The sequence below is a fragment of the Streptomyces sp. genome (assembly GCF_035645055.1).
GTDB lineage: Bacteria > Actinomycetota > Actinomycetes > Streptomycetales > Streptomycetaceae > Streptomyces.
Genome location: NZ_DASQNH010000096.1, coordinates 59,445 through 82,860, shown reverse-complemented (window position 1 = coordinate 82,860; position 23,416 = coordinate 59,445). Strand labels below are relative to the sequence as shown.

The 23,416-nt window shown below is 70.5% G+C and carries 21 protein-coding genes and 1 riboswitch; of the genes, 11 read left to right on the top strand and 10 right to left on the bottom strand.

What is annotated here, in order from left to right:
- The first annotated feature begins 16 nt into the window (after nt 1–16).
- The 5 genes from VE614_RS30700 (at nt 17) to VE614_RS30680 (ending at nt 5,896) form a co-directional block, all read left to right on the top strand.
- Nucleotides 17–1,258, top strand: coding sequence for an HD-GYP domain-containing protein (locus tag VE614_RS30700; protein WP_324944583.1), 1,242 nt, complete (start codon nt 17–19; stop codon nt 1,256–1,258).
- Nucleotides 1,259–1,374: 116 nt separating this feature from the next.
- Nucleotides 1,375–2,382, top strand: a complete 1,008-nt coding sequence (locus tag VE614_RS30695) for a hypothetical protein (protein WP_324944537.1) — start codon at nt 1,375–1,377, stop codon at nt 2,380–2,382.
- A gap of 128 nt (nt 2,383–2,510) precedes the next feature.
- Nucleotides 2,511–3,155: a peptide deformylase gene (gene def, locus VE614_RS30690; RefSeq protein ID WP_324944534.1), complete on the top strand. Its 645-nt coding sequence runs from the start codon at nt 2,511–2,513 to the stop codon at nt 3,153–3,155.
- Nucleotides 3,156–3,437: 282 nt separating this feature from the next.
- The gene (gene cyc1 / locus VE614_RS30685) at nt 3,438–4,520 is read left to right on the top strand and encodes an epi-isozizaene synthase (RefSeq protein WP_414719671.1); all 1,083 of its coding nucleotides are present in this window, start codon (nt 3,438–3,440) and stop codon (nt 4,518–4,520) included.
- The gene (locus tag VE614_RS30680) at nt 4,517–5,896 is read left to right on the top strand and encodes a cytochrome P450 (protein ID WP_324944531.1); all 1,380 of its coding nucleotides are present in this window, start codon (nt 4,517–4,519) and stop codon (nt 5,894–5,896) included. Before cyc1 ends, VE614_RS30680 begins: the two co-directional genes overlap by 4 nt.
- Before the next feature lie 49 nt (nt 5,897–5,945).
- On the opposite strand, the gene VE614_RS30675 is transcribed toward VE614_RS30680, so the two are convergent.
- The 7 genes from VE614_RS30675 to VE614_RS30645 all read right to left on the bottom strand — a co-directional run bounded on the left by VE614_RS30675 (nt 5,946) and on the right by VE614_RS30645 (nt 13,446).
- Entirely contained in the window at nt 5,946–6,956 is a 1,011-nt protein-coding gene (locus VE614_RS30675; protein WP_324944529.1) for a ribonucleotide-diphosphate reductase subunit beta, read from the bottom strand.
- Complete coding sequence (locus VE614_RS30670) at nt 6,956–9,331, bottom strand: ribonucleoside-diphosphate reductase subunit alpha (RefSeq protein WP_324944526.1); 2,376 nt, start codon at nt 9,329–9,331, stop codon at nt 6,956–6,958. The genes VE614_RS30675 and VE614_RS30670 overlap by 1 nt, the downstream gene beginning before the upstream one ends.
- A 122-nt stretch (nt 9,332–9,453) precedes the next feature.
- Nucleotides 9,454–9,577: riboswitch (cobalamin riboswitch) on the bottom strand.
- A gap of 52 nt (nt 9,578–9,629) precedes the next feature.
- Nucleotides 9,630–10,136, bottom strand: a complete 507-nt coding sequence (locus VE614_RS30665) for a GNAT family N-acetyltransferase (RefSeq protein ID WP_324944523.1) — start codon at nt 10,134–10,136, stop codon at nt 9,630–9,632.
- Nucleotides 10,137–10,233: 97 nt separating this feature from the next.
- Nucleotides 10,234–10,533: a hypothetical protein gene (locus VE614_RS30660; protein WP_324944521.1), complete on the bottom strand. Its 300-nt coding sequence runs from the start codon at nt 10,531–10,533 to the stop codon at nt 10,234–10,236.
- Nucleotides 10,534–10,645: 112 nt separating this feature from the next.
- Nucleotides 10,646–12,274 (bottom strand): monocarboxylate uptake permease MctP, encoded by a 1,629-nt coding sequence (gene mctP, locus VE614_RS30655; RefSeq protein ID WP_324944517.1) that lies wholly within the window; start codon nt 12,272–12,274, stop codon nt 10,646–10,648.
- Nucleotides 12,271–12,528, bottom strand: coding sequence for a DUF3311 domain-containing protein (locus tag VE614_RS30650; protein ID WP_324944515.1), 258 nt, complete (start codon nt 12,526–12,528; stop codon nt 12,271–12,273). The genes mctP and VE614_RS30650 overlap by 4 nt, the downstream gene beginning before the upstream one ends.
- 153 nt (nt 12,529–12,681) lie before the next feature.
- The gene (locus VE614_RS30645; RefSeq protein ID WP_086168834.1) at nt 12,682–13,446 is read right to left on the bottom strand and encodes a GntR family transcriptional regulator; all 765 of its coding nucleotides are present in this window, start codon (nt 13,444–13,446) and stop codon (nt 12,682–12,684) included.
- Nucleotides 13,447–13,788: 342 nt separating this feature from the next.
- On the opposite strand from VE614_RS30645, the gene VE614_RS30640 reads away from it, so the two are divergent.
- From VE614_RS30640 to VE614_RS30625, 4 genes are all read left to right on the top strand, one after another.
- Complete coding sequence (locus tag VE614_RS30640) at nt 13,789–15,066, top strand: extracellular solute-binding protein (RefSeq protein WP_324944512.1); 1,278 nt, start codon at nt 13,789–13,791, stop codon at nt 15,064–15,066.
- Nucleotides 15,067–15,155: 89 nt separating this feature from the next.
- Entirely contained in the window at nt 15,156–16,154 is a 999-nt protein-coding gene (locus tag VE614_RS30635) for a sugar ABC transporter permease (protein ID WP_324944509.1), read from the top strand.
- The gene (locus tag VE614_RS30630; RefSeq protein WP_324944506.1) at nt 16,151–16,981 is read left to right on the top strand and encodes a carbohydrate ABC transporter permease; all 831 of its coding nucleotides are present in this window, start codon (nt 16,151–16,153) and stop codon (nt 16,979–16,981) included. Before VE614_RS30635 ends, VE614_RS30630 begins: the two co-directional genes overlap by 4 nt.
- Before the next feature lie 8 nt (nt 16,982–16,989).
- Nucleotides 16,990–18,474: a glycoside hydrolase family 3 protein gene (locus tag VE614_RS30625; protein ID WP_324944503.1), complete on the top strand. Its 1,485-nt coding sequence runs from the start codon at nt 16,990–16,992 to the stop codon at nt 18,472–18,474.
- Nucleotides 18,475–18,850: 376 nt separating this feature from the next.
- On the opposite strand, the gene VE614_RS30620 is transcribed toward VE614_RS30625, so the two are convergent.
- On the bottom strand, nt 18,851–19,441 hold the full coding sequence (locus VE614_RS30620; RefSeq protein WP_324944500.1) for a TetR/AcrR family transcriptional regulator: 591 nt from the start codon (nt 19,439–19,441) through the stop codon (nt 18,851–18,853).
- Between the two features lie 136 nt (nt 19,442–19,577).
- On the opposite strand from VE614_RS30620, the gene VE614_RS30615 reads away from it, so the two are divergent.
- On the top strand, nt 19,578–20,474 hold the full coding sequence (locus VE614_RS30615) for a class I SAM-dependent methyltransferase (protein ID WP_324944497.1): 897 nt from the start codon (nt 19,578–19,580) through the stop codon (nt 20,472–20,474).
- On the opposite strand, the gene nagB is transcribed toward VE614_RS30615, so the two are convergent.
- Both nagB and VE614_RS30605 read right to left on the bottom strand, forming a co-directional pair.
- Entirely contained in the window at nt 20,471–21,256 is a 786-nt protein-coding gene (nagB, locus tag VE614_RS30610) for a glucosamine-6-phosphate deaminase (protein WP_324944494.1), read from the bottom strand. The two genes, VE614_RS30615 and nagB, sit on opposite strands and share 4 nt — an antisense overlap.
- Before the next feature lie 423 nt (nt 21,257–21,679).
- Nucleotides 21,680–22,429 (bottom strand): SDR family oxidoreductase, encoded by a 750-nt coding sequence (locus tag VE614_RS30605; protein ID WP_324944492.1) that lies wholly within the window; start codon nt 22,427–22,429, stop codon nt 21,680–21,682.
- Nucleotides 22,430–22,525: 96 nt separating this feature from the next.
- Between VE614_RS30605 and VE614_RS30600 the strand changes: the two genes are divergently transcribed.
- Nucleotides 22,526–23,164 (top strand): TetR/AcrR family transcriptional regulator, encoded by a 639-nt coding sequence (locus VE614_RS30600; protein ID WP_324944489.1) that lies wholly within the window; start codon nt 22,526–22,528, stop codon nt 23,162–23,164.
- The last annotated feature ends 252 nt before the right edge of the window (nt 23,165–23,416 follow it).

Genomic DNA, 23,416 nt, shown 5'->3' with positions numbered 1-23,416 from the left:
CGGAGGGGGCCCGCCGGTGACGCCCGCGCTGCCGCGCACCCTGATCCACACCTGCGCCGTGCTGCTCTGCGCCGTCTCGCTCGCCGTCACGCTCCACGCCGGGCTCGCTCAGCGCGGTGTCGCACTGGCGTTCGGTGCCTTGGTCGTGCTCGGTGAACTGGCCCGGTGGACCGGCACCGACCGGGTCCGGGAGGCGGCACCGCTCGGCGCCGCGGGCGCGCTGTCGTACGCGCTGCTCGGCGAGAACGCCGGGCGGCCCACGGGGCACGGCACCGCCCAGGTCGTCACGGTCGTCCTCACCGCCTCGCTGCTCGGCTCCGTCCCGCATCTCGCCCGCGGCCAGGGCCCGACCCACGACGACCTGGCGCGCCGCGTGCTCACCGCGGGCTTCGCCGCCGCCTGCTTCCAGCCGCTCTACAACCGGGGCGTGTTCGACGGCTGGATCGGGCCCGCCTACGCGCTGCTGCTGCTCGCGCTGCTCACCCTCACCGCGCTGTGCGACGCCGTGCTCGCCGCCGCGCTGGCGCACGCGCGCACCGGGTGGCCCTTCGGCCCGCTGCTCCGCGACGAGCTGCGGGCCATGCCCGGCGTCAGCTCCGCGGTCTGCGCCACCGGGGCCGTGATCGCGCTCGCCGTGGCGGTCGCCGGACTGTGGGCGCTGCCGGTGTTCTGCGTGCCGCTGCTGCTCACCCAGGTCTCGCTGCGCCGGTACGCCGCCGTGCGCGCCACCTACCGGCAGACCATCGCCTCCCTCGCCCGCGCCACCGAGATCGCCGGCTACACCCCCGCCGGGCACGCCCGCCGGGTCGCCGCCCTCAGCCGCGCCGTCGGCCGGGACCTGGGTCTGACCGGGCCCGAGCTGACCGTGCTGGAGTACGCGGCGCTGATGCACGACATCGGGCAGCTGAGCCTGGTCGACCCGGTGCCGGCCGGGGCCACCGCCGCCCTGCCCGCCGCCGAGCAGCGCCGCATCGCACTGCTGGGCGGGGCCGTCGTCCGGCAGACCGGGGGCAGCCCGCAGGTCGCCGAGATCGTGGAGCGGCAGGCCGACCCGTGCGCGGAGCAGCCGCTCGCCGCGCGGATCGTGCGCGTGGTCAACGCGTACGAGGAGAAGGCCCGGGACGCCGGGCCCGGCGGGCCCCTCACGGCCCTGGAGGAGCTGCGCCTCGCGACGGCGGGGGAGTACGCCCCGGAGGTGGTGGAGGCGCTCGCCCGGGTACTGTCCCGGGACGGTCTGACCCTGCCCGTGAGTGGGTAACCCATGGGTAATGAGCGCCCTTCCAGGCGCACGTGGTTGGATGCGAAGGAGAGGGAGTCCGAGAGGCTGTCCGGGGGCACAGCCGGCCCACTCCACGGAACTGGCAGGCGGGAATCGTGAGGATCTTCGGCAAGGGACGGCACCGGCCCTCCGCCTCCTGGCGGCAGGCCACCGACCGCGCGTTCACACTGATCGGCGACGGTCGGTACGAGGACGCGGGGGCGCTGCTGACACGGGCCGCCGACCTGGAACCCTGGCTGTCGGAGTCCTGGTTCAACCTCGCCCTGCTGCACAAGTTCCGGCACGACTGGGAGCAGGCCCGGGCCGCGGGCCTGAGGGCCGTCGCGTTGCTGGACCGGGAGACCGGGGCGCCCGACTGGTGGAATGTCGGCATCGCCGCCACCGCGCTCCAGGACTGGCCGCTGGCCCGGCGGGCCTGGCAGGCGTACGGGCTGCAGGTGCCTGGGGGCACCTCCCGCCCGAAGGCCGGGGGAGGCGCCACGGCCGCCGGCGAGCCCGTCGGCATGGACCTGGGCAGCGCGGCCGTACGGTTGTCGCCGGAGGGCGAGGCCGAGGTGGTGTGGGGGCGGCGGCTCGACCCGGCCCGGATAGAGGTGCTGTCCATTCCGCTGCCGTCGTCCGGGCGGCGCTGGGGCGAGGTGGTGCTGCACGACGGGGTGCCGCACGGGGAGCGGACCACGGCCGCGGGCCACTCCTATCCGGTCTTCGACGAGATCGAGCTGTGGGCGCCCTCGCCGGTCCCGACCTGGGTCGTGCTGCTGGAGGCGGCCACCGAGGCGGACCGGGACGCGCTGGAGCAACTGGCCGCGGAGGCCGGGTTCGCCGCGGAGGACTGGTCGTCGTCGGTGCGGCTGCTGTGCCGGATGTGCTCGGAGTCACGGATGCCGGCGGACGAGGGGGACGGGGAGCACCTGGATCCCCACGACCACAGCGAGCCCGGGCACCCGGGGCCGCTCGGGCACCGGACCGACGGGCAGCTGTGGGTGCCGGAGCGGGAGTGCGGGGTGGCTGCGCCGGCCTCGCTGGTCCGGGGGTTGCTGGACGGGTGGGTTGCGGACAGTCCGGACTCCAGGGACTGGCGGGATCTCGAAGAGGTGTGCTGATCACCGCTGCCGGGTGCGCTTTCCGTCGCGGCTGGTCGCGCAGTTCCCCGAGCCCCTGAGGGGCGCGATCGCCGTACCCTGTATCAGCAACACACCCCTGTTTTTTCTGAGGAAGGCATACGTCGGTCATGGCGCAGCAGGACACCGATCACCAGCACGTGCTCCCCGTGGACGACGAGGGCTTCGTCATCGACACGGAGGACTGCGAGGAGCGCGAGCAGGCGTACCGCGAGCGCGGCGCCTCCCGGCCGATCACGGTCGTCGGTAACCCGGTGCTCCACAAGGAGTGCCAGGACGTCACCGAGTTCGACGACGAGCTGCGCAAGCTGGTCGACGACATGTTCGCCTCGCAGCGCACCGCCGAGGGCGTGGGCCTGGCCGCCAACCAGATCGGCGTCGGCCGGAAGGTCTTCGTCTACGACTGCCCGGACGACGAGGGCGTGCGGCACGTCGGTGTGGTGTGCAACCCGAAGCTCGTCGAGCTGCCCGCGGAGAAGCGCCGCCTGGACGACAGCAACGAGGGCTGCCTGTCGGTGCCGACCGCGTACATGCCGCTCGCCCGGCCCGACTACGCCGAGGTGACCGGCCAGGACGAGTACGGCAACCCGATCAAGGTGCGCGGCACCGGGTACTTCGCTCGGTGTTTGCAGCACGAGACCGACCACCTGTACGGCTACCTGTACATCGACCGGCTCTCCAAGCGGGACCGCAAGGACGCGCTGCGGCAGATGGCCGAGAACGAGCCCCGCTACCCCGTCGTCCCCAACGACTGAGGTCCACCCGCCCTTTGGGCATGTTTCGCACGGCGTCTGGCCAGGTTTCGTTTCCCGACCAGGCGCCGTTCGTCTGTGCGTCGTACGTTCGCACGTGGTCGCCGGCGGAGAGATCCAGAATCAGTCACGCATGAGGTGTGTCTCGGCAGTATGGCTTAGTCAGTGAAGCAAATCCGTTCCCAGGACGGTCAGTTGTAGTGCTGAATGGGAAGTGCGGGATACGCAGCGGCGCACGCCCGGCACAACGGGAGGGGCGTGTGCCGACCGGCGGCTGAGAGGGGTTTGTTCGTGCCTTTCCCACACAGCACCACCGCGACCGCGGTCGCCGTTCCACCGTCGCTCGCACTACCGGTGATCGAGGCGGCGTTTCCAAGGCAATTGCACCCGTATTGGCCCAAGCTCCAGGAGAAGACCCGCAGCTGGTTGCGGGAAAAGCGACTCATGCCGGCGGACAAGGTCGAGGAATATGCCGATGGCCTGTGCTACACCGACCTCATGGCGGGGTACTACCTCGGCGCCCCCGACGAGGTCATGCAGGCGATCGGGGACTACAGCGCGTGGTTCTTCGTCTGGGACGACCGCCACGACCGGGACATCGTCCATCGCCGCCCCCTGGCCTGGGACCGGCTGCGCACCAGGCTGCACACGGCACTCGACCGGCCCCAGGAGCACCTGCGGCACGAGGACCCTCTCGTGGCGGGCCTCGCCGACAGCGTGCTGCGGCTCTACCGGTTCCTGCCGGACACCTGGAACGCGCGGTTCGCCCGGCACTTCCACACGGTGATCGAGGCGTACGACCGGGAATTCCGCAATCGCACCGAGGGGTATGTGCCCACCGTCCAGGAATACCTGGACCTGCGCCGGCTCACCTTCGCACATTGGATATGGACCGATCTGCTGGAACCGAGCGCGGGAGTCGAACTCCCGCAATCCGTACGGAAACATGCGGCATTTCGGCGGGCGGCGCTGCTGAGCCAGGAATTCGCCGCCTGGTACAACGACCTCTGTTCGCTGCCCAAGGAAATCGCGGGCGACGAGGTCCATAATCTCGGTATCAGTCTCATCACCCATGAAGGGCTGACACTCGAAGAAGCGGTCGTCGAAGTCCGGCGCCGTGTCGAGACCTGCATCACCGATTTCCTCGTCGCCGAGCGGCACGCGCTGCGGTTCGCCGACGGCCTGGCCGACGGCACGGTGCGGGGAAAGGAACTGAGCCTCGCCGTGCGGGCCTGTGTCGCGAATATGCGGAACTGGTTCAGCTCCGTCTACTGGTTCCACCACGAGTCCGGCCGGTACCGGGTCGACAGCTGGGACGACCGGTCCACACCCCCGTACGTCAACAACGAAGCGGCAGGTGAGAAATGACCGTCGAGTCCGTGAAGCCCGCGGCCCCCGGAGCGGTCCAGGCGCCGGTACTGCGCGAACCGCCCCTCGCCGGAGGAGCCGTGCCGCTCCTCGGCCACGGCCTGAAGCTGGTCCGGGACCCGCTGGCCTTCATGTCGAGTCTCCGTGCGCACGGGGACGTCGTACGGCTGAAGCTCGGCCCCAAGACGGTGTACGCGGTCACCACCCCCGCGCTCACCGGAGCCCTCGCGCTGAGCCCCGACTTCAAGATCGACGGGCCGCTCTGGGAATCCCTGGAGGGCCTGCTCGGCAAGGAGGGCGTGGCCACCGCCAACGGCCCCCGCCACCGCCGTCAGCGGCGCACCATCCAGCCCGCCTTCCGGCTGGACGCCATACCCGCGTACGGGCCGATCATGGAGGAGGAGGCGCACGCCCTCACCACCCGCTGGCGGCCCGGCGAGACCGTCGACTGCACCTCGGAGTCGTTCCGGGTGGCCGTGCGGATCGCGGCCCGCTGCCTGCTGCGCGGCGAGTACATGGACGAGCGCGCCGAGCGGCTGTGCAACGCGCTCGCGGTCGTGTTCCAGGGCATGTACCGGCGGATGGTGGTCCCGCTCGGACCGCTGTACCGGCTGCCGCTGCCGGCCAACCGGGAATTCAACCGGGCGTTGGCCGATTTGCATCTCCTGGTCGACGAGATCATCACCGAACGCCGGACGTCCGCTCAAAAGCCGGACGATTTGCTGACGGCATTGCTGGAGGCAAAGGACGAGAATGGCGAGCCCATCGGGGAGCAGGAGATCCACGACCAGGTGGTCGCGATACTCACCCCCGGAAGCGAAACCGTGGCCTCCACGATCATGTGGCTGCTCCAGGTGCTCGCGGAACATCCGGAACACGCGGACAGGGTCCGAGAAGAGGTTGAATCCGTAACGGGTGGCCGTCCGGTGGCCTTTGAGGACGTTCGCAAGCTGCGGCACACCAACAATGTCGTCGTCGAGGCGATGCGCTTGCGTCCGGCCGTCTGGATATTGACCCGGCGGGCGGTCACCGACACCACGCTCGGCGACTATCGCATTCCCGCCGGAGCCGACATCGTGTACAGCCCGTACGCGATCCAGCGTGATCCGCACTCCTACGCGGACCACCTCGACTTCGATCCCGACCGCTGGCTTCCGGAACGCGCCAAGGAAGTGCCGAAATATGCCATGAGCCCCTTCAGTGTGGGTAATCGGAAGTGCCCGAGTGATCACTTCTCCATGGCTCAACTGACGCTCATCACGGCGGCGGTGGCGACGAAGTACCGCTTCGAGCAGGTGCCCGGGTCCGACGACGCCACCCGCGTGGGCATCACCCTCCGTCCGCAGCGGCTGCTGCTGAGGCCCGTGCTCCGGTGACGGACCAGGGGCCGGGGCCGGCCCGCCAGGCCGGCCCCGGCCGCGGGACTCAGAAGTCCTCGTCCAGGTCCACCGTGCCCTCGACCGCCACCTGGTACGCCGACGGGCGCCGCTCGAAGAAGTTGGTCAGCTCCTGGACACCCTGCAACTCCATGAAGGAGAACGGGTTCTCCGAGCCGTACACCGGGGCGAAGCCGAGGCGGGTGAGCCGCTGGTCGGCGACGCACTCCAGGTACTGCCGCATCGACTCGGTGTTCATGCCCGGCAGACCGTCCCCGCACAGGTCGCGGGCGAACTGCAGCTCGGCCTCGACGGCCTCCCGCAGCATGTCCGTCACCTGCTGCTGGAGCTGGTCGTCGAAGAGGTCCGGCTCCTCCTTGCGGACGGTGTCGACCACGTCGAACGCGAAGCTCATGTGCATCGTCTCGTCGCGGAACACCCAGTTGGTGCCCGTGGCCAGACCGTGCAGCAGGCCCCGGCCGCGGAACCAGTAGACGTAGGCGAAGGCGCCGTAGAAGAACAGGCCCTCGATGCACGCGGCGAAGCAGATCAGGTTGAGCAGGAAACGGCGGCGGTCGGCCCTGGTCTCCAGCCGGTCGAGCTTCTCCACCGAGTCCATCCACTTGAAGCAGAACTCGGCCTTCTCCCGGATGGACGGGATGTTCTCGACGGCCGCGAAGGCCGCCGCCCGGTCGTCCGGGTCGGGGAGGTAGGTGTCCAGCAGCGTCAGATAGAACTGGACGTGGACCGCCTCCTCGAACAGCTGCCTGCTCAGATACAGGCGCGCCTCGGGGGAGTTGATGTGCTTGTAGAGGGTCAGCACCAGGTTGTTCGCCACGATCGAGTCGCCCGTCGCGAAGAACGCGACCAGCCGGCCGATGAGGTGCTGCTCGGCGGGGGTCAGCTTGGCGAGGTCGGCGACGTCCGAGTGGAGGTCGACCTCCTCCACGGTCCAGGTGTTCTTGATGGCGTCCCGGTAGCGCTCGTAGAAGTCCGGGTAGCGCATGGGGCGCAGGGTCAGCTCGAAGCCCGGGTCGAGAAGGTTCTGGTTTCGGGACATTACTGGCAGGCCTCGCAGGACTCGGGGTTTTCCAGGGAGCAGGCGACCGCTTCGGGGTCCGGGGTGGCCTGCACGGGGACGGTGGCCTGCGCCTGGGCGGCGCGGGCGATGCGCGTCGCGGGGCGTGAGCGCAGGTAGTACGTCGTCTTCAGCCCGGACTTCCAGGCGTACGCGTACATCGAGGAGAGCTTGCCGATGGTCGGCGTCTCCAGGAAGAGGTTCAGGGACTGCGCCTGGTCCAGGAACGGGGTGCGGGCCGCGGCCATGTCGATCAGGCCGCGCTGCGGGATCTCCCACGCCGTGCGGTACAGCCGCCGCGCCTCCTCCGGGATCCACGCGAAGTCCTGCACCGAGCCATTGGAGTCGCGCAGTGCCTCACGGGTGCGGGCGTCCCACACGCCGAGCTTCTTCAGATCGGCGACCAGGTAGGAGTTGACCTGGAGGAACTCGCCGGACAGCGTCTCGCGCTTGAACAGGTTGGACACCTGCGGCTCGATGCACTCGTACACGCCCGCGATGGAGGCGATGGTCGCGGTGGGCGCGATCGCCAGGAGCAGCGAGTTGCGCATCCCGACCTCGGCGATCCGGGCCCGCAGTGCCGCCCAGCGCTCCGGCCAGGTCAGCTCCACGTCGTAGTGGTCGGGGTGCAGCACACCGCGGGCGGTGCGGGTCTTCTCCCAGGCGGGCAGCGGGCCGTTGCGCTCGGCCAGGTCGGCGGAGGCCTCGTACGCGGCGAGCATGATCCGCTCGGCGATCCGCGTCGACAGGGCCGTGGCCTCCGGCGAGTCGAAGGGCAGCCGCAGCTTGAAGAAGACGTCCTGCAGACCCATCGCGCCGAGGCCGACGGGGCGCCACTTGGCGTTGGAACGGCCCGCCTGCTCGGTCGGGTAGAAGTTGATGTCGACGACGCGGTCCAGGAAGGTGACGGCCGTGCGGACGGTCTCGTCCAGCCGCTCCCAGTCGAGGTCGCCGGTCGCCGGGTCGGCGAAGGCGCCCAGGTTCACCGAGCCCAGGTTGCACACCGCGGTCTCGCCGTCGTCGGTGACCTCCAGGATCTCCGTGCAGAGGTTGGAGGAGTGGATGACGTGGCCCGGCTCGGCGGTCTGGTTGGCGGTGCGGTTGGCGGCGTCCTTGAACGTCATCCAGCCGTTGCCGGTCTGCGCGAGGGTGCGCATCATCCGGCCGTACAGGTCGCGGGCCGGGATGGTCTTCCGGGCGAGGCCCGCCGCCTCGGCCTTGCGGTAGGCCGCGTCGAACTCCTCGCCCCACAGGTCGACCAGCTCCGGCACATCGGAGGGGGAGAAGAGCGACCACTGCTCGTCTGCGTTCACGCGGCGCATGAACTCGTCCGGCACCCAGTGCGCGAGGTTGAGGTTGTGGGTGCGGCGGGCGTCCTCGCCGGTGTTGTCGCGCAGCTCCAGGAACTCCTCGATGTCGGAGTGCCAGGTCTCCAGGTAGACCGCGGCGGCGCCCTTGCGCCGGCCGCCCTGGTTCACCGCGGCGACGGAGGCGTCCAGGGTCTTCAGGAACGGGACGATGCCGTTGGAGTGGCCGTTGGTGCCGCGGATCAGGGAACCGCGCGAGCGGATGCGGCTGTACGACAGGCCGATGCCGCCGGCGTGCTTCGACAGGCGGGCGACCTGGTGGTAGCGGTCGTAGATGGAGTCCAGCTCGTCCTTGGGGGAGTCCAGGAGGTAGCAGGACGACATCTGGGGGTGGCGGGTGCCGGAGTTGAAGAGGGTGGGGGAGGAGGGCAGGTAGTCGAGGCGGCTCATGAGCCCGTAGAGCGCCGCGACCTCCTCCAGCGCGCGGGGGGTGTCGTCCTCGGCGAGCCCGGCGGCGACCCGCAGCAGGAAGTGCTGGGGGGTCTCGATCACCTTGCGGGTGATGGGGTGCCGCAGCAGATAGCGGCTGTGCAGGGTGCGCAGGCCGAAGTAGCCGAAGCGGTCGTCGGCGGCGCGGTCGACGAGGGCGTCCAGGCGCTCGGCGTGCAGCCGGACGAACGCGGCGGTGCGGTCGGCGATCAGGCCCTCGCGGTGGCCGACGGCGACGGACTCGGTGAAGGACGTGACGCCCTGCGAGGCGGCCTCGGCGGCGATGCCGATCGCCAGCAGCCGGGCGGCCAGCTTGCTGTAGGCGGGGTCCTCGGAGATGAGGCCGGCGGCCGCCTCCGTGGCCAGCTCGCGCAGCTGCACCTCCAGTTCCGCGGACCCGCGAGCGGACCGGCCGCGCAGCGCGGCGGCGGCGACCCGGCCGGGGTCGGCGTCGGGGAGGTCGGCGGTCAGCTCGGTCAGGGTCCGCAGCAGTGCGGCACCGGGACCGTCGTCGTGGGACGGGACCGCTGCTGAGGCCGGATCGGCGGGCGCGATGGTCACGTGGGGCTCTCCCTCGCTCGGCAGGGGGCCTCACCGAGGGCAGGGGGCAGCTCACGAGCGCACGCGGCGTCGCGTCCACCGGCCCATTCCGCGAGGCCCGGACGTCAGGCACACCGGCCGGACGGCCGGGTGCACTGTCGGCAGGTCCTCGGACTGACCAGGCGTGCAGATGCACGCAAGTACACCGTTGCGGGACAGTTCCGGATTCGCACCGGATTCCCCTGCGGCGACAGCGAGCATGAGCATACATCTTGTGCCGGGCTGCCGTGCCACCCCCAGATGTTGTGTCGGGGTGGCTTCAGAGCGTCAACTCATAGGTGAGGAGCGTGATGTCGTCCAGCTCCGGGAGCGGGTTCCAGTCCCGCTCGGGAGTGCGGACGAAGCCGAGGCGTTCGTAGAGGCGGTGGGCCGTGTGCATGGTGCGCTGGCTCGACAGCACGACACGGACACAGCCCTCCGTGGCCCGCGCCCGGTGCACACAGGCGCGTACGAGGGCCTCTCCGGCGCCCCGGCCGCGGGCCGCGTGGGCCACGGCGAGCATGCGGATCTCGGCCTCGCCGGGCCCGGCTATGTCGGCCATTGGGCCGCCGGAGGGGACGAAGGTCACGCCGCCGAGGACGCGGTCGTGCTCCACGGCGACCAGCACCTCGGCGGCGGCCGCGCGCGTGGCGACATTCCTCAGTTCGGCCAGGTACCCGTCGCTCTCGCCGAAGTCGAGGAGGCCGTCCTGGAGATAGGCCTGCGCGGTGATCTCGGCGAGGGTGCCGTACTCGGCGGGGGCGATCGGGCGGATGAGGATGTCCATGAGCCGAGTGTGCCGGACGAGTGCGGCAAGGAGTCCGGCGTTTTCCACAGAGCCGGTACGACAAGATGGCAAGCCTGGTCGTGCGGTGAAGACGCCGTCAGCCGAAGGAGGGCGGGCAGAATCCGCCTTGCGCGGTCATGAGCGGCTGGTGACCGAAGTTCGCCGCCTGCTGGTTGAACCGGTCCGCCATCTGGCGGGCGGTGAGCAGCGCCAGTTCCGGGCTGGGCGCGTTCAACATGATCGAGAACGCCGCACGACCGGCGTACAGGAAGCAGACCGGCCAGGGCAGGACCTGCACGGTGGAGTCCTGGGACAGGATCGAGAGCTGCTCGCCGTCGAACGAGATGTCCGGATCCGCCGCGACGACGTCGTCGACGGTGGGAAGGGTGTCACCCACTGTTCTCCTCCTCACGGCTGCGAGGACAGTCGGGAACTCCCTTCCAGGGTTTCGCGTCCGGCGGCGCCCCGCAACTCACGGAGCGCCGCCGAACGCGCAGGTCAGGCCCGGGTCAGTGGGCCGATCCGGCCGTCGCCGGGGGCAGCTCCACCTGGACGCCGGGGTCGCCCGCGTCCGCCGTGTAGTCCTCCGGCCTGGTCTCGTCGACGCCCTCGGGCGCCTTGACCGCCTTGAGGACGAAGGTGAGCACCACGGTCACGACGACGTTGAGCACGAACGCCGTCAGACCGATGTAGCCGATCTCCCCGATGCCCGGGATCTCCTTGGACGAGCCGCCGAAGTGCTTCTGCGTCGGGGAGGCCACCCCGTACGCGGCGACCGTGCCGTAGATCATGCCGACCGCCCAGCCCGCGAGCAGCGCCCAGCGGTGGAACCAGCGGGTGAACAGGCCGCCGACCAGGGACGGGAAGGTCTGCAGGATCCAGATGCCGCCCAGCAGCTGGAAGTTGATGGCGACGGTCTTGTCCATGGTCAGGACGAAGACCAGCGCGCCCACCTTCACCAGCAGCGACACCAGCTTGGAGACCTTGGTCTCCTGCGCGGGTGTGGCGTCGGGACGGATGAAGTCCTTGTAGATGTTGCGGGTGAAGAGGTTGGCCGCCGCGATGGACATGATGGCCGCCGGCACCAGCGCGCCGATGCCGATCGCCGCGAACGCGACGCCCGCGAACCAGTCCGGGAACATGGTCTCGAAGAGCTGCGGGATGGCCAGCTGGCCGTTCTGCACCTTGATGCCGGCCGCGATCGCCATGAAGCCCAGCAGGGCCAGCAGACCCAGCATGAGGGAGTACAGCGGCAGGATGGTGGTGTTGCGGCGGATCACCTCGCGGCTCTTGGAGGAGAGCGTCGCGGTGATCGAGTGCGGGTACATGAACAGCGCCAGCGCGGAACCCAGGGCCAGCGTGGCGTAGGTCCACTGGCCCGCCTCGGCGGGGACCAGCGCACCGCGCGGCGCACCGGTCGCCGGGTTGGTCTCGCCGAACGCCTCGCCCGCCTTGGCGAAGATCTCGTCGAACCCGCCCAGCTTGATGGGGATGTAGATGATCGCCACGGCGATGACGATGTAGATCAGGGTGTCCTTCACGAACGCGATGAGCGCCGGGGCCCGCAGACCCGAGGAGTAGGTGTACGCGGCCAGCACACCGAAGGCGATGAGCAGCGGCAGGTCCTTGATGAACCAGTTGGTGTCCTCGCCGCCGCCGACGCCCATCACGTCCAGCACGGCCTGGATGCCGACGAGCTGGAGCGCGATGTACGGCATGGTGGCGAGGATGCCGGTGAGCGCCACCGCAAGCGACAGCCCCTTGGAGCCGAACCGGCCGCGCACGAAGTCCGAGGTGGTCACATAGCCGTGCTTGTGCGAGACCGACCACAGGCGTGGCAGGAAGGTGAAGATGAGCGGGTAGACCAGGATGGTGTACGGCACGGCGAAGAAGCCGGCCGCGCCCGCCGCGTAGATGGCCGCCGGGACGGCGACGAAGGTGTAGGCCGTGTAGAGGTCGCCGCCGAGCAGGAACCAGGTGATCCAGGTGCCGAACGACCGGCCGCCCAGACCCCATTCGTCGAGGCTGTGCTCGTTCTCGGCCTTGCGCCAGCGCGCGGCCAGGAAACCCAGGACCGTGACGGCCAGGAAGAAGAAGATGAAGACGGCGAGTGCGACGCCGTTCACGCCGTCCTTCATCGCTGCTCACCGCCCCGGCGGGCGCGCTGGTCGCGCTGCCACAGCTTGAACGCGATCATCGTCAGCGCGGTGGAGATGAGCACCCACGCCATCTGGTACCAGTAGAAGAACGGGATGCCGATGAACGCGGGGTCGGTCTTGGCGTACGAACCGACCCAGAGCATCGCCACGAACGGCGCTATGAGGCAGAGGGCGATGACGACGCGCATCGGCGTCACCACCGCTCCTCTGCCGACTTCTGGGGCTTGTGACATCGGCGGCTCCGTCCCCTCGCTGATCACCTGCAATGTGCGGGAAATCTAGGTCAGGGGACGGCGCAGACGGAACCCCTCGTCCGCATATCGGTCGCGACCTGGGCCGGAGACCGGCGGAAACCTTGACAAGGGGACCCTTCCCGCCGGACCCGGTCAGTCCGCGGGCCGCTTCAGCCGTGCCACGAACTTGTAGCGGTCGCCCCGGTACACCGACCGCACCCACTCCACCGGCTTGCCCTCGCGGTCCAGGGAGTGGCGGGAGAGCATCAGCATCGGCAGGCCCACGTCCGTGCCGAGCAGGCCCGCCTCGCGCGGGGTGGCCAGCGAGGTCTCGATGGTCTCCTCGGCCTCGGCGAGGTGGACGTCGTAGACCTCGGCGAGCGCGGTGTAGAGGGAGGTGTACTTGGCCAGCGAGCGGCGCAGCGCGGGGAAACGCTTGGCGGACAGGTGGGTGGTCTCGATCGCCATCGGTTCGCCGTTGGCCATGCGCAGCCGCTCGATGCGCAGCACCCGGCCGCCGGCGGTGATGTCGAGCAGCTCGGCGAGCCGGTCGTCGGCGGTGATGTAGCCGATGTCGAGCAGCTGCGAGGTGGGCTCCAGGCCCTGGGCGCGCATGTCCTCGGTGTAGGAGGTGAGCTGGAGCGCCTGGGACACCTTGGGCTTGGCGACGAAGGTGCCCTTGCCCTGGATCCGTTCCAGGCGGCCCTCGACCACCAGTTCCTGAAGGGCCTGGCGCACGGTGGTGCGCGAGGTGTCGAACTCGGCGGCGAGCGTGCGCTCCGGCGGGACCGGGGTGCCGGGTGCCTGTGTCTCCGTCATGTCGAGCAGGTGCTTCTTCAGGCGGTAGTACTTGGGCACGCGCGCGGTACGGACGGTCGCCCCGCTCTCGTTCTCCGCACTGCTGACGTCGGTGCTCATGCTCCGCCTTCCCGGCTCCGTAGAGGTGTCGTCGGCACGCTCCGTGATCCCCTCTGTATACCGTCGCTGCCTGCGTTGGTCTAGTCCACCACGCTGAAGTGGTCTACCCGAGTATGACGCGTCCAGTCGCTGTTTTCGCCGGGTTGTTACTTAAAGGTTCCTGCATATGTAGGTCCCATAACGGCTGGTCGGGCCCTACATCAGACCCTTGACACACCTTTTGGTCTGGGCCAAGCTCCCCGGTACTGGTCTACACCATTGGTCCAGGTCCCGGCCCCATGGGCGGTACGTCGGTTCACCGCGGGGAGCAGGGGGGTTTGTGGCATCCCTGAGGAGGGTGGCGTGAAGCGCAAGCTGATATCCGCGATCGGTGTCGCGGGCATGATGATCTCGCTCGCTGCGTGCGGGAGCGACGACGGCGGCGACGAGGGCAAGACCGGGGCGGACGGCTACGCGGGCCAGACCCTGACCGTCTGGGTCATGGACGGCTCCTCGCCGGACCAGTGGCAGAAGGACGTGGCCGCGGCCTTCGAGAAGAAGACCAAGGCCAAGGTCAAGTTCGAGATCCAGCAGTGGAACGGCATCCAGCAGAAGCTGACCACCGCCCTGTCGGAGGAGAACCCGCCGGACGTCTTCGAGATCGGCAACACCCAGACCCCGGCCTACGCCAAGACCGGCGGCCTCGCCGACCTCGCCGACCTCAAGTCCGAGATCGGCGCCGACTGGACCGAGTCCCTGAACAACTCCTCGGTGTACGAGGGCAAGCAGTACGCGGCCCCCTGGTACTTCGCCAACCGCGTCGTCATCTACAACAAGAAGGTGTGGGCCGACGCCGGCATCAAGGACCTGCCCAGGACCCGCGACGAGTTCTACGCCGACCTGAAGCAGATCGACGCGAAGACCGACGCCGAGCCGATCTACCTGCCCGGCCAGAACTGGTACCACTTCGTCGGCCTGGTCGTCGGCGAGGGCGGCGAACTGGTCAAGAAGGACGGCGACACGTACGTCTCCAACCTGGCCGACCCGAAGGTCGCCGCCGCCATGGAGACGTACAAGAAGTTCCAGTCCCTCTCCAAGGCCCCCAAGGACAAGGACGAGGCCACCCCGCAGCAGGGCGAGGTCTTCGGCAAGGGCGACGTCGGCGCCTTCATCGGCATGGGCTGGGAAGCCGGCATCGCCATCGAGGCCAACCCGAAGATCGAGAAGGAGATCGGCTACTTCACCATCCCCGGTGCCACGGCCGGCAAGCCCGAGGGCGTCTTCCTCGGCGGCTCCAACCTCGCCGTCGCCGCGGGCAGCGAGAAGCAGGAACTGGCCAAGGAGTTCCTGAAGATCGCCCTGTCCGACCAGTACGAGGGCCAGCTGGCCAAGCTCAACGGCGTCATCCCCAACAAGGAGTCGCTGCAGAGCAACGTCAAGGGCAACGCGGCCGCCGAGGCCATGGCGCCGGCCGCCGCGGGCGGTGGCACCACGCCGCTGATCCCGGAGTGGGCCGCGGTCGAGAACGCCCCCAACCCGGTCAAGACCTACATGACCGCGGTGCTGAACGGTAAGTCCCCGGCGCAGGCCGCCAAGCAGGTCGAGGACGAGTTCAACAAGCGCCTGGCGCAGCAGCAGTAAGGCGCTCGCCGAGGGCGGGGGCCGCACGCGGCCACGCGGTACGGCCCCCGCCCCGCGACAGTCGTAGGTCTAGAGAAGAGATGGCGAGCATGACCGTGCAGACCGAACGGCCGCCCTCCGGCCCGGCGGACGTCCGCAAGGGGGCGGACGTCGTGGGATCCGGCCGGCCCACACCGCGAGCCGCGTCCCGCGCCGGCGCGCTCGGCCCCTATCTCCTGCTGCTGCCGGCCTGCGCGGCCACCGTGCTGCTGCTCGGCTGGCCGCTGGTCAAGGACGTCCTGCTGTCGTTCCAGAACCTCAACATGGCGCAGCTGATCCAGCACGCCACCGAGTGGAACGGCGTCGACAACTACAAGGAGGTCCTCACCGGGGAGGACTTCTGGCGGGTCACCCTGCGCTCGATCCTGTTCACGGCGGTCAACGTCGTCCTGATCATGATCTTCGGCGCCCTGATCGGCCTGCTGCTGGCCCGCCTCGGCAAGCGGATGCGGATCACCCTCATGGTCGGACTGGTGCTGGCCTGGGCGATGCCGGTGGTCGCCGCCACCACCGTCTACCAGTGGCTCTTCGCCCAGCGCTTCGGTGTCGTCAACTGGGTCCTGGACAGGCTCGGCTGGCATTCCATGGCCGACTACAGCTGGACCAGCAGCCAGATGTCGACCTTCTTCGTCGTCACGGTGCTGATCGTCTGGATGTCCATCCCGTTCGTCGCGCTCAACGTCTACGCCGCGACCACCACCATCCCCGGCGAGCTGTACGAGGCCGCGGCCCTGGACGGCGCGGGCGCGTGGCGCGGCTTCACCACCGTCACCATGCCCTTCCTGCGCCCCTTCCTCTACGCCACGACCTTCCTGGAGATCATCTGGGTCTTCAAGGCATTCGTGCAGGTCTACGTGATCAACGGCGGCGGCCCCGACCGGCTCACCGAGATCCTGCCCGTCTACGCCTACATCGAGGGCGTCGGCAACCAGCACTACGGCATGGGCGCCGCGATCGCCGTCCTGACCATCCTGATCCTGCTCGGCCTCACCGCCTACTACCTGCGGATCGTGCTCAAGCAAGAAGGGGAAGAGGAGGCCGCCCTGTGAAGCGTTCGCTCTTCGGCCGCCTGTGGCCCAACGTCACGGCCGTCATCCTGTTCATCGGCTTCGTCTTCCCCGTGTACTGGATGTTCGCCACGGCCTTCAAGCCGACCGGCGACATCATCGCCGAGGACCCGGTCTGGTTCCCGACCGACTTCACCTTCGAGCACTTCAAGACCGCGACCGGCGTCGACCACTTCTGGACGTACGTCACCAACTCGCTGACGGTGACGATCCTCGCGGTGGTCTTCTCGCTGATCATCGCGCTCGCCGGCTCCTTCGCCCTGGCCCGGATGCGGTTCAGGGGACGGCGCGGCTTCATCATCGGGTTCATGCTGGCGCAGATGGCGCCCTGGGAAGTCATGATCATCGCGATGTACATGATCGTCCGGGACGCGTCGATGCTGAACAGCCTCGTCCCGCTGACGCTCTTCTACATGATGATGATCCTCCCCTTCACCATCCTGACGCTGCGCGGCTTCGTCGCCGCCGTGCCGAAGGAACTGGAGGAGGCGGCGATGGTCGACGGCTGCACCCGCGTCCAGGCGTTCCGCCGGGTCATCCTGCCGCTGCTCGCGCCCGGACTGATGTCCACCTCCATGTTCGGCTTCATCACCGCCTGGAACGAGTTCGCGCTGGTGCTGATCCTCAACAAGGAGGCCGAGGCCCAGACGCTGCCGCTGTGGCTGTCCAGCTTCCGCAGCGCCTTCGGCGACGACTGGGGCGCCACCATGGCGGCCTCCTCGCTCTTCGCGGTCCCGATCCTCATCCTCTTCGTCTTCCTCCAGCGCAAGGCCGTCAGCGGACTGACCGCCGGCGCCGTGAAGGGATAACCCCCTCGATGACGACATTCGCCAGCGAAACCGACACCCTGACCCGGGACGCGCTGACGGTCCTCCAGCCCGGATTCACCGGCACCACCGCCCCCGACTGGCTGCTGCGCCGCCTCGGCGAGGGCCTCGCCTCGGTCGGCCTGTTCGGCCGCAACATCGCCTCCCCGGAGCAACTGGCCGCGCTCACCGCGCAGTTGCGTGCCGAACGGGACGACGTCCTGGTCGCCATCGACGAGGAGGGCGGCGACGTCACCCGTCTGGAGGTCGGTACCGGCTCCTCCTTCCCCGGCAACCACGCGCTGGGCGCCGTGGACGACGTGGAACTGACCCGCGAGGTCGCCCGTGAACTGGGCCGCCGCCTCGCCGCCTGCGGCGTCAACTTCAACTGGGCCCCCTCTGCGGACGTCAACTCCAATCCCGGCAACCCGGTGATCGGCGTCCGTTCCTTCGGCGCCGACCCGGACCTGGTCGCCCGGCACACGGCGGCCTACGTGACGGGCCTGCAGTCGGCCGGCGTCGCCGCCTGCACCAAGCACTTCCCCGGCCACGGCGACACCGCCGTCGACTCCCACCACGCGCTGCCCCGCATCGACGTGGACCCGGGGGTGCTCGGTGACCGTGAACTGGCCCCCTTCCGCGCCGCCGTCGCGGCCGGCACCCGGGCCGTGATGAGCGCCCACATCCTGGTCCCCGCCCTGGACCCGGACCGCCCGGCGACGTTGTCCCGCCGTATCCTCACCGACCTGCTGCGCGGCGAACTCGGCTACGACGGCCTGATCGTCACCGACGGCATGGAGATGCAGGCCATCGCCGCCACCTACGGCATCGAACGCGGCAGCGTGCTCGCCATCACCGCGGGCGCCGACGCCATCTGCGTGGGCGGCGGGCTCGCCGACGACGAGACGGTACGCCGCCTGCGCGACGCCCTGGTCGCCGCCGTACGCTCCGGCGGACTGGCCGAGGAGCGGCTGGCGGACGCGGCGCGGCGGGTCCGGGCGCTGGCCCGCTGGACAGCGGGGGGCGCCGCCGAAGCCGGGTGGGACGGCTCCGGTGACGTCGGACTCACCGCGGCCCGGCGGGCGGTGCGGACCACCGGCGCGGCGGGCTTCACCCCGCTCACCGAGGCGCCGTACGTGGCCGCGTTCACCCCCGTCGCCAACATCGCCGTCGGCGACGAGACCCCATGGGGTGTGGCCGCCGAACTCGCCGGGCTGCTCCCCGGCACCGAGGCGGGCACCTTCAGCGGCTCCGGCGCGGGCGGCTCGGCCCTCACGGCGGCCGGCGACCGCCGCATCGTCGCAGTCGTCCGCGACGAGCACCGCCATCCGTGGATGGCGGCGGCCCTCGGCACCCTGCTGACGGCCCGCCCCGACACGATCGTGGTGGAGATGGGCGTTCCCCAGGCCCCGGCCCGAGGGGCCCTGCACATCGCCACCCACGGCGCGGCCCGGGTCTGCGGCCGCGCGGCGGCGGAGGTCATCGCGGGTCGGTAGGCCGGCAGGTCAGCAGGTCAGCAGGTCAGCAGGTCGGCAGGTCAGCAGGTCGGCAGGCCGGTACGTCGGTAGGTGGGCAGACCGATAGACCGGCAGGCCAGTGGCTCGACGGGCCGGTAGGCCGGCAGCCGGGGCGCCCTGGGCCCGTCAGGGTGGGCCCTGGGCGGGGCGTGGCGCGTGCCGGCGCGTCGGGGGGCGTAGCCGGTACGACACCGAAGGCCCCGGTCGTCGGCAGAAGCCCCGGTCGTCAGTAGAGGCTCCGGTTGTCGGCAGTGGCCTGGGTCGCGGTGCCGAAGGCGCCGGTCACCTGGAGAGGTGGCCGGAGCCTTTCCGCGTGGGGGGGCGCGACCGGTGCCCACCCGGCGGCGTGGCCGGGTCAGGGCGCGGGCACGGTGACGAGGGCGTGGACGAGCCGCTCGACACGGTCCCGCGCGTCCGATCCGCCCGCCCCGTCCGTCATCAGCAGGTGATGCAGCGTCCCCACCAGGGCGAGTGCCACGGACTGCGGATCGGCTCCCGCCGCGATCCGCCCCAGCCGCCGTTCCTCCCGCAGATAGTCCTCGACCGACTCCTGGACCACGCCGAATCCGGGGGCGCCCGTCCGCCATGCCTCGCGGATCCGCTGCGAGGCGGCGGGACGGGTGACGGCCAGGCCCACGACGCCGGGGTCCAGCGACAGCACGGCCGACGCCACCGCCATGAGGTTCTCGGCCACCGTACCCGTGCCCGCCCGGGGCGGCAGCGCCTCCGCCACGGCCGAGGCGCGCGCGAACCGGTCCAGCACGAGGTCGGCGACGAACTCGTCCAGACTCGCGAAGTGGGTGTGCAGCACTCCCTTGGCGCAGCCCGCCTCGTTCGTGACCGCCCTGCTGGTGAGGGCGGCGGCGCCGTCCCGGGCGACGACCCGTTCCGCGGCGTCGAACAGCCGCTCCCGCAGATCCGGAATCGCTACTCCACGCGGTGACATCGAATCCCTCCCGAGAAAGGCCGGTCGGCCCGTGCCGGTATGGGCACCTGCCCATTGCCAGTACGGGCGCGTGCCCATACATTTGGGCGCGCGCCCATCCTAGGGTGCCGACGACTCCCGCAGGAGGTCACCTCATATGCACGGCATCGCCAACACCGCCCAGGCACAGGCGTGGAACGGCTACGAAGGGGCCCACTGGGCCGCCCATCAGGACCGCTGGGACGCCGTCAACGCCGGCTTCAACCAGCTCCTGCTCGACGCCGCCGCCATCCGGCCCGGCGACCGTGTCCTCGACATCGGCTGCGGCGCCGGTGCCACCACCCGCCTCGCCGCCCGCGCGGCCGCGGCGGAGGCCGGGGGCGCTGCTTCGCCCCGGGACGGTCACGCCCTGGGCGTGGACCTCTCCGCCCCCCTGCTGGAACGCGCCCGGACCCGGGCGGCCCGGGAAGGACTCGCCAACATCGCCTTCGAACACGGCGACGCCCAGGTCCACCCCTTCGCCCCCGGCGCCCACGATGTGGCGATCAGCCGCTTCGGCATCATGTTCTTCGCCGACCCGGTCGCCGCGTTCGCCAACATCGCGACCGCACTGCGCCCCGGCGGACGCGTCGCCTTCCTGTGCGCCGCCGAACCCGAGGGCAACGAGTGGCTGCGGGCCCTCGCCGCGCTCGACGACCTCCTGCCCATGGAGGGCTTCGGCGCGCCCGGCGGGCCGGGGATGTTCTCGCTCGCCGACGCCGGCACCGCGACCGGGCTGCTCACCGCCGCCGGTTTCACGGACGTGCGCGCCGAGCACGTCCAGGCGTACGGCACCTGGGGGAGCGACGCCCAGGAAGCGGCCGGCTTCCTGCTCGACTCCGGCCCCGGCCGCCACCTCCTCGGGCGCGTCGGCCCCGGCACCCGGGACCGCGTCCGCGGTCGCCTCGTCGACCGGCTCCGGCCGTACGAGACGCACGGCACGCTCCGGCTGCGCGGCACGGCATGGCTGCTGACCGCCACCCGACCGGCCGGCCCCGCCGAGCGGTACCGCTAGATCCCCTGCCACTCCGGCTTGTTGGCGTACGTGTGCCGGAAGTAGTCCGCGAGCTTCAGCTTGGACGCCGCGGCCTCGTCGACGACGACCGTGGCGTGCGGGTGCAACTGGAGCGCGGAGGCGGGGCACACCGCGGCGACCGGCCCCTCCACCGTCGCGGCGACGGCGTCGGCCTTGCCCTCCCCGGTGGCCAGCAGGACCAGGTGCCGTGCCTCCAGGATCGTCCCGATGCCCTGGGTGATGACGTGGTGCGGGACCTGGTCGATGTCGCCCTCGAAGAAGCGCGCGTTGTCGATCCGGGTCTGCTCGGTCAGCGTTTTGATCCGGGTGCGCGAGGCGAGGGAGGAGCAGGGTTCGTTGAACCCGATGTGCCCGTCGGTGCCGATCCCGAGCAGCTGCAGATCCACCCCGCCGGCCTCGGCAAGCGCCCTGTCGTACGCCTCGCAGGCCGCCTGGACGTCCTCCGCCTCACCGTCGGGCCCCATGAACGCGTCCATCGACAGCCCCAGCGGCTCCAGCACCTCGCGCCGCAGCACGGAACGGTACGACTCCGGATGCGACGCGGGCAGCCCCACGTACTCGTCGAGCTGGGCGATCCGCGCCCGCGAGGCGTCCACGGCCCCGGAGCGCACCTTGGCCGTGAGGGCCTGGTAGATGGGCAGCGGCGTCGAGCCGGTGGCCACACCGAGCAGGGCGTCGGGCTTGCGCCGGAGCAGCTGAGCCAGGGCCTCGGCAATCAGCTCGCCGCCGGCCTGTGCGTCCGGAACGATGACAACTTCCACGCTGGGCCTGCCGATCTGAAGAGGGGACTCGAAGGCACCCGAAGGGGGCCATGTGGTTTAGACCAATCTAACAGAGCGGGGGTGCCCGTCCCAGGTCTCGAGGGCCGGTCGACGGCAGTGTGGCGACGGGATGAACCCGGGGGATCGGCACGAGTGAGGAACCGTAGGGGGCGCCCGGCCCGCCCCGTCCGGCAACGCCTCGTCCGACCGCTGAACCGGCACCAGCGACCGCCCGTTCGGCCGTCCCCCGCTCTGCCCCGCGGACCCGCCGTGAGCGGGCGCGCCGACGTGTGGCGGAGTGGAATGGGAGCCGCACCCATGCCACCTCCGGAGGCCTCATGACCGCCACTCCACCGGCCCCCACACGGACGTCCCCGGCCGGATCAGTGAATCCGGCCCTGGCGCTCTCCGGCTCTTCCCGGCTCAGGTCAGCGACCCTCCCGTCGCGTCCACCCAGCTGCCCGTGATCCACCGGCCGCCGTCGGAGGCGAGGAACGCCACCACATCGGCGACGTCCGCAGGGGTGCCCGCCCGGCCCAGAGCCGCTATCGCCGCGGCCTGCGCCCGGCCTTCCTCGGTGCTGAGGAGCTCGGCCGTGTTGTCGGTGTCGATGATGCCGGGAGCCACCGAGTTCACCGTGATGCCCCGGGGGCCGAGCACCTTGGACAGGTCCCGGGTGAAGACGTCCAGGGCGCCTTTCGTCATCGCGTAGGCCATCTTGTCCGGCATCACAGCCGTGCGGGCGAGGCCTGAGGAGATGTTGATGATCCGGCCGCCGTCGCGGAGCCGGCCGAGGCCCCGCTGCACGATGAAGTGCGGCGCCTTCACGTTCACCGCGAACACCCGGTCGTACTCGGCCTCGTCGATGTCCGCCAGCGCCGACGCCGTGCCGATCCCCGCGTTGTTCACGATGATGTCCACGCCGTCCGCGTGCCGGTCGAACTCGGCCCACAGCGCTTCGGCGTCCCCGGGCCGTCCCAGCTCCACGCCGAGCATGAAGGCCGAGCCGCCGGCCGCCTCGATCGCCGCGACCGTCTCCTTCGCCGCCGTCTCGCTCGTGCCGTAGTGCACCGCGACCCGCGCCCCGTCGCGCCCCAGCCGCTCGGCGATCCCGCGCCCGATCCCCCTGCTCGCCCCCGTGACGAGTGCCGTCCTGCCGCTCAGCGCGCCCATGGCGACGCCCCCTCCATATTTGCTAGTGGTCGTTACAGAAAAGACCGTAGAGCACACCGCTGTCATTTGTCTAGTGGCCGCTATAAAATGGGCGCCATGGTGAGCACGCAGGAGAACACGGCGCGGACCGCCCAGGCCGCCGGGACCCGAGGTCGCGGCCGGCCCCGCTCCTTCGACCGGGAGACCGCCCTGGAGAAGGCGATCATGGCCTTCTGGGAGCACGGGTACGAGGCCACGTCCGTCTCCGACCTCACCCGCGCCATGGGTATCGGCGCCCCCAGCCTCTACTCCGCCTTCGGTGACAAGCGGGCGCTCTTCGACGAGGTCGTGCAGGTGTACGGCGCGCGGTACGGCTCGTTCGTCGGGCGCGCCCTCGCCGAGGAGCCCACCGCCCGGGCCGCCGTCGAGCGCACCCTGCGCGAGGCCGCCGTCGAGTACACCGCGCCCGGCCGCCCGCACGGCTGCCTCGTCGTCCACGCGGCGACCAACTGCACCACCCCGGAGGTCGAGCAGTCCCTGCGTGAGCGCCGCAACGCCGGCATCGCGGCGTTCGAAAGCCGGATAAGAGCCGACATCGCCTCCGGGGAGCTGCCGCCCGGCACCGACGCGGCGGCGCTCGCCCGGCACACCGGGGCCATGATCCAGGGCATGTCCCAGCAGGCGCGCGACGGCGCGAGCCGCGCGGAGCTCGAAGCGCTCGCCGAAATTGCCATGGCTGTTTGGTCCCGCGGATGACCGGGGCGGGTTAGGCTTCCCAAGGCCGGAAATCGGCTGTCGGCCCCGTGCCGCCTGGTCTTCCGACAACAAGCAGCTTCCCACGCATGGACACGCGGAGTGGTCTAGTCCACAATCGTTGCAGACCGCCGTCATGGAACTCACTGTGCGGCAGTCCCGCAACGACGGGACCATGCGTCGGGACAAGCATCCGTCTTCCCCGCACAGGAAGACGGACCGAGGAACCGGAGCTCTCTGCCCTGACTGCCCCGG

Bases quoted from the DNA above. Each gene is read 5' to 3' on its own strand.
- VE614_RS30605 (WP_324944492.1), bottom strand. From the start codon at position 22,429: ATGGGCGCGCTGAGCGGCAGGACGGCACTCGTCACGGGGGCGAGCAGG.
- mctP (WP_324944517.1), bottom strand. From the start codon at position 12,274: ATGAAGGACGGCGTGAACGGCGTCGCACTCGCCGTCTTCATCTTCTTC.
- VE614_RS30625 (WP_324944503.1), top strand. From the start codon at position 16,990: ATGACGACATTCGCCAGCGAAACCGACACCCTGACCCGGGACGCGCTG.
- VE614_RS30675 (WP_324944529.1), bottom strand. From the start codon at position 6,956: ATGTCCCGAAACCAGAACCTTCTCGACCCGGGCTTCGAGCTGACCCTG.
- VE614_RS30600 (WP_324944489.1), top strand. From the start codon at position 22,526: ATGGTGAGCACGCAGGAGAACACGGCGCGGACCGCCCAGGCCGCCGGG.
- def (WP_324944534.1), top strand. From the start codon at position 2,511: ATGGCGCAGCAGGACACCGATCACCAGCACGTGCTCCCCGTGGACGAC.
- VE614_RS30635 (WP_324944509.1), top strand. From the start codon at position 15,156: ATGACCGTGCAGACCGAACGGCCGCCCTCCGGCCCGGCGGACGTCCGC.
- VE614_RS30620 (WP_324944500.1), bottom strand. From the start codon at position 19,441: ATGTCACCGCGTGGAGTAGCGATTCCGGATCTGCGGGAGCGGCTGTTC.
- VE614_RS30650 (WP_324944515.1), bottom strand. From the start codon at position 12,528: ATGTCACAAGCCCCAGAAGTCGGCAGAGGAGCGGTGGTGACGCCGATG.
- VE614_RS30680 (WP_324944531.1), top strand. From the start codon at position 4,517: ATGACCGTCGAGTCCGTGAAGCCCGCGGCCCCCGGAGCGGTCCAGGCG.
- VE614_RS30665 (WP_324944523.1), bottom strand. From the start codon at position 10,136: ATGGACATCCTCATCCGCCCGATCGCCCCCGCCGAGTACGGCACCCTC.
- VE614_RS30615 (WP_324944497.1), top strand. From the start codon at position 19,578: ATGCACGGCATCGCCAACACCGCCCAGGCACAGGCGTGGAACGGCTAC.
- VE614_RS30645 (WP_086168834.1), bottom strand. From the start codon at position 13,446: ATGAGCACCGACGTCAGCAGTGCGGAGAACGAGAGCGGGGCGACCGTC.